At 42.3% G+C, this 11,570-nt stretch carries 7 protein-coding genes; 5 read left to right on the plus strand and 2 right to left on the minus strand.

The window, feature by feature from the left end; translation table 11 throughout:
• Positions 1-236: 236 nt before the first annotated feature.
• Positions 237-1,199 carry a fatty acid desaturase family protein gene (locus H6G41_RS30385; protein WP_190751585.1) on the minus strand — a complete coding sequence of 321 codons (963 nt, stop codon included), beginning with the start codon at positions 1,197-1,199 and terminating at the stop codon, positions 237-239.
• Positions 1,200-2,361: 1,162 nt separating this feature from the next.
• On the opposite strand from H6G41_RS30385, the gene H6G41_RS30390 reads away from it, so the two are divergent.
• From H6G41_RS30390 to H6G41_RS30405, 4 genes are all read left to right on the plus strand, one after another.
• Positions 2,362-5,154: a CHAT domain-containing tetratricopeptide repeat protein gene (locus H6G41_RS30390; protein WP_190751587.1), complete on the plus strand. Its 2,793-nt coding sequence runs from the start codon at positions 2,362-2,364 to the stop codon at positions 5,152-5,154.
• 589 nt (positions 5,155-5,743) lie between these two features.
• On the plus strand, positions 5,744-6,547 hold the full coding sequence (gene pflA / locus H6G41_RS30395; RefSeq protein ID WP_190751589.1) for a pyruvate formate-lyase-activating protein: 804 nt from the start codon (positions 5,744-5,746) through the stop codon (positions 6,545-6,547).
• 151 nt (positions 6,548-6,698) lie between these two features.
• Positions 6,699-9,377: a bifunctional acetaldehyde-CoA/alcohol dehydrogenase gene (gene adhE / locus H6G41_RS30400; protein ID WP_190751592.1), complete on the plus strand. Its 2,679-nt coding sequence runs from the start codon at positions 6,699-6,701 to the stop codon at positions 9,375-9,377.
• Between the two features lie 309 nt (positions 9,378-9,686).
• Positions 9,687-9,935, plus strand: a complete 249-nt coding sequence (locus H6G41_RS30405; protein WP_190751594.1) for a hypothetical protein — start codon at positions 9,687-9,689, stop codon at positions 9,933-9,935.
• Between the two features lie 7 nt (positions 9,936-9,942).
• Here H6G41_RS30405 and rppA read toward each other — a convergent pair whose 3' ends face one another.
• On the minus strand, positions 9,943-10,635 hold the full coding sequence (rppA, locus tag H6G41_RS30410) for a two-component system response regulator RppA (RefSeq protein ID WP_190751602.1): 693 nt from the start codon (positions 10,633-10,635) through the stop codon (positions 9,943-9,945).
• 73 nt (positions 10,636-10,708) lie between these two features.
• On the opposite strand from rppA, the gene hisG reads away from it, so the two are divergent.
• Complete coding sequence (hisG, locus tag H6G41_RS30415; RefSeq protein ID WP_190751596.1) at positions 10,709-11,353, plus strand: ATP phosphoribosyltransferase; 645 nt, start codon at positions 10,709-10,711, stop codon at positions 11,351-11,353.
• Positions 11,354-11,570 lie beyond the last annotated feature (217 nt).

The following is an 11,570-nucleotide window of genomic DNA, read 5'->3' on the forward strand; positions in this document are numbered from 1 at the left end:
AAACATTTTAACCAGTTGATGACATATAAAGTAAGTAAGAATTCTCAAAGGGTAAGAGTAAGGATACTCTATGGTTAGGATATGGGGCATTGGGCATTGGGCATAGAAACAATTTTGGATTTTGGATTTTAGATTTTAGATTGGAATCCAAAATCGCAAATCTAAAATCTAAAATTCCTTGTCCCCCTGCTCCCCTGCTCCCTGCTCCCTGCTCCCTAGCCCCTAATCCCTAGCCCCTAACCTTCCAATTGTTCCAACTGGGCAATGATATCTCGGTTAACTTTAATATATCCCGAATCAATGTGAGTAAAATGGTTACTCAACTGGGGATAAGCTTGTGGCATGGCGTGGAAGGGAATTGATGGATACAAATGATGGACTGCATGAAGCGGCATATTCCACATTAAAAAGCGCACAGGCCAGATTGTATGAGTAATGCGGGTATTTGTTAGCAAATTAGCATTCAGAGAACAAGCCGTATGTTCTCCTAGTAAAATAAACCGCAGCAGGGGTTGACCGACAATCATTGGTAGCAGCCAATAAAGCACAAACCAAGCTTGATGAACTGCAAACGAAAGCGCGATCGCACCTGCATACACTGCTAATTGTAAGCGAGTAGAACGAATTACTTCTGCCCTTGCTGTATCTGGGATAAACGCACAATCATCAAGTTGACCAATTGCAGCGCGGTAATGTCCTCTGATTTTATCTTGCCACCAAAGTAAACCACTCAAAACTAAAAAATATTCGCCTAGATTGTGCGGTGTCAAATCCGTCAGTTCTGGATCTTTACCAGGAACGCGAGTATAACGGTGATGCCATTTGTGGTAACGACGGTAAAAAGTGCTGTTATAGAATGAGAGAACACCAGCCAGCCAAGCTACAACATCATTTAAGTGATTATTCGCAAAAGCAGTTCGGTGTCCAGCTTCGTGCATAGGCGCAAACATACAAGCAAGACTAAAGCCGTAGATTACCAACGCAGGTATTGCTACTAGCCAATTACCAATATTACTGCCCCACAAATAGCCACTACAGCCGATAATGGTTAAATGTCCCGCTAATTGAACAATTCCTTTCCAGTTAGAACGCTCATTTAATACACTTAATTCTTCAGCATTGAGAATTTGCTGGGGATTATCTAGCTGTTCGGGTTTTCCGTCTAATAGGCTAGTTTGAGTGATTGTATCAGTTGACATAGTTCACACTCCACATCATCTTTGAGTTCTGATTTAGGGCTTTCGTCGTTGAATTTTCCAGCAGAAGGCAAGCAGACTCTACAATTAAGTAATTTCCGCAGACCCCGGTTATAATTTAAGGCAACATTTGCTAACTGGGTGTAAAAAATTGTAGGGAAATGTTACCCAGTATTTAGTTGCCAATTACACAAATCGCTTCATAAAATTTGCTGAAAATAAAGCGATCGCATCTGCGCACACCCAAATTCTAGAATTGACGCTGGTTATAAAATAATTCCGGCACAAACCTGCAATATTTAAGCTGAAAGTCGTTACATTCATGCAAACGGTGACAATTTTCATGCAAAAGTCGTCACATTCATTCTTACAGAGACAACTTTTATTCTTACACAGACAACTTTTATTCTTACAGAGACAACTTTTATTCTTACAGAAACAACTTTTATTCTTACAGAAACAACTTTTATTCTTACAGAGACAACTTTTATTCTTACAGAAACAACTTTTATTCTTACAGAAACAACTTTTATTCTTACAGAGACAACAGCAGGGTTTGTCAGTGCCCATACTTGTCAACTTAAGCTAAAAGCTATATAGGGCGGGCGTTGTACAAAAACCCTCATCCCCTAACCCCTTCTCCCTGAGGGAGAAGGGGAATTAAATCTCTTGCTCCCCTCTCCTGGTGGGAGAGGGGCTGGGGGTGAGGGCAGAAAGTTGTCGCCAAGCGGGTTTCACATTAAGTTGACACCTGTGGTCAGTGCCAAACCCCTACGGGTTAATGGTGTTTTTTGATGCAATTTGCAATTTAGTAAATTTCTTCCCCGCAAAACTGCATAACCCCCACCCTGCTCAGAACTATATAACAATAAGCCAGCAAATAACGCTGGTGCTGCGGTTAAATTATGCAAAATTTAGCCAAATTCACCAACTCTTTAGCATATTCCTTGACAAAACAGCTTAACTTAATTACTTAACCCCCATATAGGATTCATATTTGATTTTTGAAATATACGTAGGGTGGGCATTGCCCACCGAAACCCGGATATGGTGGGCATTGCCCTACCTACACATACTTAGATTTTTTCAATAATCAAATCGGATTCCTATACTTCCCCACCCAATCTTAATTTCATAATTCATCCTTCATAATTCATCATTCCCTATGCGCTTTCCTAACCTTGGTCTAAGTTTCCTCGCCCTAGTTATCGCCACAGCTTCCACACCAATAACTTTCAGCCTTTTCGCCTCACCAGGAGAGTTACGAGTACTGGCGCAAACATCAGCCGACCGCAAAGCCGAAGCAGATAGATTGTTTAATCAAGGTGTTGAGCAATATCAAATCAGTCAATTTGAAGCAGCATTACAGTCTTGGCAACAAGCACTAATTATCTATCGCCAAATCAAAGACCGTCAAGGTGAGGGTGCTGCTCTGGGCAATCTGGGAAATGCTTACTATGCACTAGGAGACTACACCAAAGCCATTGACTACCACCAGCAGACTTTGGCGATCGCTCTTGAAATCAAAGACCGTCAAGGTGAGGGAAATGCTCTGGGCAATCTGGGACTTGCTTACTATGCTCTAGGAGACTACACCAAAGCCATTGACTACCAGCAGCAGAGATTGGCGATCGCTAGGGAAATCAAAGACCGTAAAGGTGAGGGAAATGCTCTGGGCAATCTGGGAGTTGCTTACCGTGTCCTAGGAGACTACACCAAAGCCATTGACTACCAGCAGCAGAGATTGGCGATCGCACGGGAAATCAAAGACCGTCAAGGTGAGGGAAATGCTCTGGGCAATCTGGGAAATGCTTACTATGCTCTAGGAGACTACACCAAAGCCATTGACTACCAGCAGCAGAGATTGGCGATCGCACGGGAAATCAAAGACCGTCAAGGGGAGGGACAATCTCTGGGCACTCTGGGAATTGCTTACCATGCACTGGGAGACTACACCAAAGCCATTGACTACCACTCCTCAAGTTTGGCGATCGCTCTTGAAATCAAAGACCGTAAAGGTGAGGGAAATGCTCTGGGCAATCTGGGACTTGCTTACTATGCTCTAGGAGACTACACCAAAGCCATTGACTACCACTCCTCAAGTTTGGCGATCGCTCTTGAAATCAAAGACCGTAAAGGTGAGGGTGCTGCTCTGGGCAATCTGGGACTTGCTTACGATGCACTAGGAGACTACACCAAAGCCATTAACTACCAGCAGCAGAGATTGGCGATCGCTCTTGAAATCAAAGACCGTAAAGGTGAGGGTGCTGCTCTGGGCAATCTGGGAATTGCTTACCATGCACTAGGAGACTACACCAAAGCCATTGACTACCACCAGCAGAATTTGGCGATTGCTAGGGAAATCAAAGATCGTTTAGGGGAGGGAAATGCTCTGGGCAATCTGGGACTTGCTTACTATGCTCTAGGAGACTACACCAAAGCCATTGACTACCAGCAGCAGAGATTGGCGATCGCTAGGGAAATTAAAGACCGTAAAGGTGAGGGTACTGCTCTGAACAATCTGGGAGGAGCTTACCAAAAATCCGGCAAACTCCCAGAAGCTGAAAAAATCCTGCTTGCTGGTATTGAAGTATTAAAATCTATCCGAGGAGACTTGGGGAACAACGATGCTTATAAAATCTCAATTTTTGAACAACAAGCTCGCACCTACCGTCTATTGCAAGAAGTACTGATTGCTCAGAATAAAATCAACGATGCACTCTTAATCTCCGAGCAAGGACGTAGTAGGGCGCTGGTGGATTTGTTAAATTCACGTTTGTCTGGTAAAAATGCCCTGGCAAATGTAGAACCCACATTATCCCTGCTGCAACAAATCGCCAAACAACAAAAGGCGACACTTGTTGAATATTCAATTATTTATGATGATGTCAAAGTTCAGGGTAAACAAGAAACTCAAGAATCAGAACTCTACATTTGGGTAATCAAACCCACGGGTGAAGTTACTTTCCGTAAAGCTGACCTTAAACATTTATGGCAAAAAGAAAATACAACTTTAGCTGAATTAGTGACCAACAGCCGTGAGTCAATCGGTGTCAGAGGTCGGGGTATTTTTGTAACTCACAACCCCAATCCAGCTAAAGTTAAACAACGCTTTCAAAAGCTACACAAATTACTCATTAATCCTATTGCTGACTTGCTACCAAAAAATCCTGATGAGCGAGTAACATTTATACCTCAAGAATCTTTATTCCTTGTCCCCTTCGCCGCTTTACAAGATGAGCAAGGTAAATATTTAATTGAAAAACACACTATCCTCACTGCCCCAGCAATTCAAGTATTAGATTTAACTCGCCAACAACGGCAGAAAGTTTCTGGTAATCAAGCCTTAGTTGTGGGTAATCCTATCATGCCCAGCGTTCCCCCCAAAGTCGGCGAAGCACCGCAACAATTAACTCCGTTACCAGGTGCGGAAAAAGAAGCTAAAGACATAGCCCAACTGTTAAACACCAAAGCCATCACAGGTAAAGATGCGACTAAAGCCGCTTTTATGCAAAAATTACCCCAAGCGAGATTTATTCATTTAGCCACCCACGGCTTACTTGATGATTTTAAAGGTTTGGGTGTCCCTGGTGCTGTAGCTCTCGCCCCTGATGGTAAAGATAACGGCTTACTAACTGCCAATGAAATTTTAGATTTAAAAATTAACGCCGAATTAGTTGTATTAAGTGCTTGCGATACCGGACAAGGTAAACTCACAGGCGATGGTGTCATTGGCTTATCTCGCGCCTTAATTTCTGCCGGTGCGCCGAGTGTGATTGTTACATTATGGTCTATTCCCGATAGTCCTTCGGCATTATTAATGGGGGAATTTTACCGTCAGTTGCAGAAGAATCCAGATAAAGCTTGGGCTTTGCGTCAAGCGATGTTGACGACGATGAAACAGCATCCAAATCCTAGCGCTTGGGCGGCGTTTACATTAATTGGCGAGGCGAAATAGTACCAATTTACAGCAGTTTTCACCTATTTGAACCACATCTGTCGTAGGGAACACCAGTAAAATTATTACATGTACCAAAAGATTGTCGGTGCCCATAGGTGTCAACTTAAGCTAAAAGCTATATACGGTGAGCATTGTACAAATCCCTCGCCCTCATCCCCTAACCCCTTCTCCCTCAGGGAGAAGGGAAATTGAATCTCTTGCTCCCCGCTCCCTCAGGGAGAGGGGCTGGGGGTGAGGGCAAAAACCTTGCTACAAAGCGAGTTTCACGTTAAGTTGACACTAATGGTCGCTGCCGTACCCCTACAGCATGGTTTATTTACCTAAAAATAGCTGTAAATAATGTTTGCGGCACATCAATATATTCTAGAGGGCATGGCAGTGCCAATGCCCCTACCATGACTGAAAATTCTCACGATTAAATCATTTAGATATATATCTAATGGGGATCGCAAAAAGCCAAATTTAATTTCGCAAATTGATTGTTTACACCACAGTATCCCCACAACTTCCTCACAATTGTTATCTATAACTCATAGGTGAGAGTCAAAAGACAGGTTGATAGCTAATGTCAACTTAGGTGAAATTCATGCACAATCTAAAATTCCCGCATTTTCCCATAGAACATCACACGCGAGAAAATAGCCATATATTTCCAGCAATTATTAATTCCGGTTACATTCATTCAGTAGAAAGTTGTGGGACAGTTGACGGGCCTGGTATTCGATTCGTAATTTTCACATCTGGTTGTCCGCTACGCTGTCTTTATTGCAGTAATGCTGATTGTCGCTATCTGGAAAATGGTAAACAAACCAGCGTTGACGAATTAGTCACAGAAATTCAGAAGTATAGATCCTATATGAAATCTTCTGGTGGTGGTGTAACAATCACTGGTGGAGAACCATTAATGCAGCCAGGATTTGTTCGCGAAATTTTTAAACGCTGTCAAGAATTAGGAATTCATACAGCATTAGATACTTCTGGTTTTTGTGATTTGGAAGCCGCTAAATCTGTCCTAGAATTTGTCGATTTAGTTTTGCTTGACATTAAATCTTTTGACCCTGATACTTATACTAAAGTTACAGGTCGCAGCATTGAACCAACATTAGCCTTAGCTAAATATCTCAATGTCATTCATAAGCCTACTTGGATTCGATTTGTGTTAGTTCCCGGTCTCACAGATGATCCCCAAAATATTACCGGGTTAGCTGATTTTGTTGCCCCATTCAATAATGTAGAGAGATTGGAAGTTTTACCATTCCATAAAATGGGTGAATACAAATGGCAAGAATTAGGATTTGAATATTTATTGAGAGATACTCAACCACCATCTCCAGAACAGGTACAAGCAGCGTTAGATATCTTTCGCAGTCGAGGAATATTTGCGATTTAAGTAATCGATGCAATCAAAATATTGGTGGTGGCTGTCATTAGTCATTAGTCATTAGTCATTAGTCATTTGCTGGAATTGATGATTGATTCCTAATTTGATGAATGGCGCACGAGTGAAATATCTGTAGTAAATTCCGCAGCAGGATACAAATATGAAAGTTACGAATATCGAAGAATTAGAATTACTTGTACAACGGGTAAAAGCTGCACAGGCGAAATACGCCAATTACTCTCAAGAACAAGTTGATGTCATTTTTAAAAAGGCTGCATTAGCTGCTAACGCCGAACGGATTCCCCTAGCAAAATTAGCTGTTACAGAAACAGGTATGGGGATTGTGGAAGATAAAGTAATTAAAAATCACTTTGCTTCAGAGTTTATTTACAACAAATACAAAAACGAAAAAACCTGCGGAATTATTGAAGAAGACCATTCATTTGGCATTCAAAAAATTTCTGAGCCTGTAGGAATTGTGGCGGGAATTGTTCCAGTAACTAATCCCACAGCGACAACAATTTTTAAAGCCTTAATTGCTTTAAAAACCAGAAATGCGATTATTTTTTCACCCCATCCCAAATCGAAAAACTGCACTGTAGAAGCAGCTAAAACTGTCCTCAAAGCAGCAATTGCGGCTGGTGCGCCAGAAGATATTATTGGTTGGATTGATGAGCCAACTGTAGAGTTATCCAAAGCCTTAATGCAGCATCCAGAAGTTAAATTAATTTTAGCGACTGGCGGGCCGGGAATGGTACGTGCTGCTTATTCTTCAGGACATCCATCTTTAGGTGTGGGTGCTGGTAATACTCCAGCCGTAATTGATAGTAGCGCCCACATTCAAATGGCTGTTAGTTCAATTTTATTAAGTAAAACCTTTGACAACGGCATGATTTGCGCTTCGGAACAATCTGTGGTTGTGGTTGATGATGTTTACGCCAAAGTTAAACAGGAATTTATCAGTCGGGGTGCATATTTTCTCAATGATGAGGAAAGACAAAAGCTGGGCAATATAATTTTGAAAGATGGTAGATTAAATCCCGCAATTGTCGGACAGTCAGTAGAAACTTTAGCGAAATTAGCCGGAATTTCTCTGCCAAAAGACGATAATCTCACAGCCCAAAAGATTCATAAAGTCTTAATTGGTGAAGTGGATAATATAGGAGATAGCGAACCTTTTGCCTATGAAAAATTATCACCAATTTTGGCAATGTATCGCGCCTCAGATTTCCATGATGCTGTAGATAAAGCTGAAAAACTAATCGAATTTGGCGGCTTGGGACATACTTCGGTATTGTATACAAATCCAGACAATTTGGATGATATTGCCTATTTTGAAAACCGGATGAAAACTGGGAGAGTTTTGATTAACACTCCATCTTCTCAAGGGGCGATTGGCGATTTATATAACTTTAAACTTGACCCATCCTTAACTTTAGGTTGCGGTACTTGGGGCGGAAATACAATTTCCGATAACGTCACACCCCATCACTTGGTGAATATTAAAACGGTATCGCAACGGCGACAAAATATGTTGTGGTTCCGCGTCCCACCAAAAATCTATTTCAAATATGGTTGTTTACCTGTAGCTTTGCGCGATTTGGTAGGTAAAGAACGGGCTTTCATTGTTACAGATAAACCATTATTTGATTTAGGAATTGTCGATAAAGTCACCCAAGTTTTAGACGAAATTGGCGTGAAACATGACGTATTCCACGATGTCGAACCAGACCCCACATTATCAAATGTAAATAAAGGATTAGCTTTACTCAGAAGCTATCAACCAGATGTAATTATTGCGATTGGTGGCGGTTCGCCAATGGATGCGGCTAAAGTCATGTGGTTGATGTACGAACATCCCGATGTGGAATTTGAAGGTTTGGCGATGCGGTTTATGGATATCCGCAAGCGGGTTTATGAATTACCGCCTTTGGGACAAAAAGCCATTATGGTGGCGATTCCCACAACTTCGGGTACTGGTTCAGAAGTAACTCCCTTTGCTGTGGTGACAGATGACAGAGTTGGCGTGAAATATCCCTTAGCAGATTATGCCCTAACTCCGAATATTGCGATCGCCGATCCGGAACTCACCTTGAATATGCCGAAAAAACTCACGGCTTATGGCGGGATTGATGCATTAACTCATGCCTTAGAAGCCTACGTATCCGTAATGGCGACTGAATTTACCGATGGTTTAGCACTGCAAGCAATTAGATTATTGTTTAAATATTTACCCAGTGCTTACCAAAATGGTGCTAAGGATATCAAAGCTAGGGAAAAAGTACATTATGCAGCGACAATTGCAGGTATGGCTTTTGCTAATGCTTTCTTAGGTATCTGTCACTCAATGGCACATAAACTTGGTGCTAGCTTCCACGTTCCCCACGGGTTAGCTAATGCTTTGATGATTTCTCACGTTATCCGCTACAACGCTACGGATATTCCCTTTAAGCAAGCGATTTTCCCCCAATACAGATATCCTAATGCCAAAGATAGGTATGCACAAATAGCCGACCATCTGCATTTAGGTGGAAATACAGCCGATGAAAAAGTCGAATTATTGATTGCGGCGATTGAAAATCTCAAACAGCAAATTGACATTCCGGCGACGATTAAACAAGCATTGGGTGATGAAGATAAAGAATTCTACGCCAAGGTAGAAGAAATGGCAGAACAAGCATTTGACGACCAATGTACAGGTGCAAACCCCCGCTATCCGCTAATGAAGGACTTGAAGGAGTTATATGTTTTAGCTTATCAAGGTTGTCGGATTGATGCGGTACTTTATCACAACACGGAGTTTTTTGCCGGTGATGTGGGTGAAACGGTTGAGGTGTAGGTTGACCGAATTTTAGATTTTAGATTTTAGATTTTGGATTGAAAATTCAAAATTTAAAATCTAAACAAGTCTCAAGCAAGCGAATTAATTCGTCTGCTACAACGGGGGGAACCTCAACCATTGGTATCAACTTAAGGCGAAACCCGCTTGGCGACAACGTTCTGCCCTCACCCCCAGCCCCTCTCCCACTAGGAGAGGGGAGCAAGAGATTTAATTCCCCTTCTCCTGGGGGAGAAGGGGTGAAGGGATGAGGGCGAGGGTTTTTGTACAACACGCGCTGTATATAGCTTTTAGCTTAAGTTGACACGTATGAACCTCAACGAGCGCGATAGTTATCGCATCAAGCGCGATAGTTATCGCATCAAGCGCGATAGTTATCGCATCAAGCGCGATAGTTATCGCATCAAGCGCGATAGTTACCGCATCAGGCGCGATAGTTATCGCATCAGGCGCGACAGTTATCGCATCAGGCGCGATTGTTACCGCATCAGGCGCGATAGTTACCGCATCAGACGCGATTGTTACGATATTCAGCTTTTGACATACTCACCGACTTAAGCAAAATCTACTCGCCAGTAACAACGCCAAAGCGGTAACCTTTGCCATAAACGGTGTGAATTAGCTGCGTTTCCCCTGTAACCTCAATTTTCCGCCGCAACAGCCGAATTAAAGCCGCAATTACGTTACTGCTGGGCTGTTCTTCATCCGTCCAGAGATTTTGCATAATCTGGGCGTGAGTTAATAATTGTCCGCTATGTTCCATAAAATATTGCAGCAATTGACTTTCTTTTTGTGATAGCTCAATTACTCGTTCTTGACGATAAGCTATTTGATTGTCAATATCTAATTCTAAATCAGCTACAATTAAGCGTCCTGTGGGATTACTGTATGTCTCAGCGCCAGCGCGACGTAACAAAGCGCGAACTCTAGCTAGTAATTCCCGCAATTCAAAAGGTTTGACTAAATAATCGTCTGCACCTGCATCTAAACCTTCAACTCGGTCATCTAAAGTATCTTTAGCAGTGAGAAACAATACAGGTGTGGTTTTACCTTGGCGGCGTAATTCTTGACAAATTTCTAAACCTGTCTTTCCTGGCATCATCCAATCTAAAATTAACAAGTCATAATTGCCTGTTTGCGCTAGATTACTACCATTTATCCCTTCATCAGCCGCATCGACAATATAGCCCTCACGGGATAAGACGCGACTCAAGGGGCCAGTTAATTCAATTTCGTCATCAACTAATAAAATTCTCATACTGCTTGTGGTCAGCATATCGAGATATTCTCAATAATGAACCGCCGATATGCCAAGGATACCAAGAACGATAATGTTGACTGTTGCATTGCCAAAAGGGGAACTACTGAAAAATAGCATCCGCCTACTGCAAGCTGTAGGATTGGATTTTAGCGCTTTTTTAGACGCAGGGAACCGCCAACTTCAAATTGTTGATGCTAGCGGAAAAGCAAAAGGATTATTAGTGCGGGGTCAGGATGTACCCGTTTATGTTGAATATGGTCAAGCACAACTAGGTATAATCGGTTACGATGTGCTGCGGGAGAAACAGCCCCAGGTGGCACATTTGGTAGATTTGCATTTTGGAGGTTGTCGGATGTCTGTAGCCGTTAAAGCATCCAGCCCTTACAAATCGCCTTTAGATTTACCTGCACATGGTCGAGTGGCTTCTAAGTATGTTAACTGTGCCCGTGAATATTTCCAAAGTTTGGATTTACCTGTAGAAATTGTGCCGCTTTATGGTTCCGTAGAACTAGGGCCGATTACGGGAATGTCAGAGGCGATTGTGGATTTAGTTTCTACAGGGCGGACTTTAAAAGAAAACGGTTTGGTAGAAATTACAACTTTGTATGAAAGTACAGCGCGGTTGATTGCACACCCGTTGAGTTATCGCCTAAATACAGGTAATTTACATCAATTAGTGGAAGATGTGCGATCGCATGTTTTGGCTACTGTTTAATTAGTATGGGGCATGGGGGAGGCAGTGCGGTCTTGGGGTCTCCCCAAGTAGAGCAACTGCCGTCATTGGGCATTGGGTATGGGAAAAGAAAATAAATTATCTTCATTACTTAACCTCATCGGTGAGAGGTTAAGGTAATTCCACATTTGTCAATCAGTTAAAATACTCAAAAAGGCTAAATGAAAATGATAATCGTGTGCGGGGGGATTGGGAAGGA

Origin of the sequence: Tolypothrix sp. FACHB-123 (assembly GCF_014697075.1) — a bacterium.
In the GTDB taxonomy this organism is placed as follows: domain Bacteria; phylum Cyanobacteriota; class Cyanobacteriia; order Cyanobacteriales; family Nostocaceae; genus Aulosira.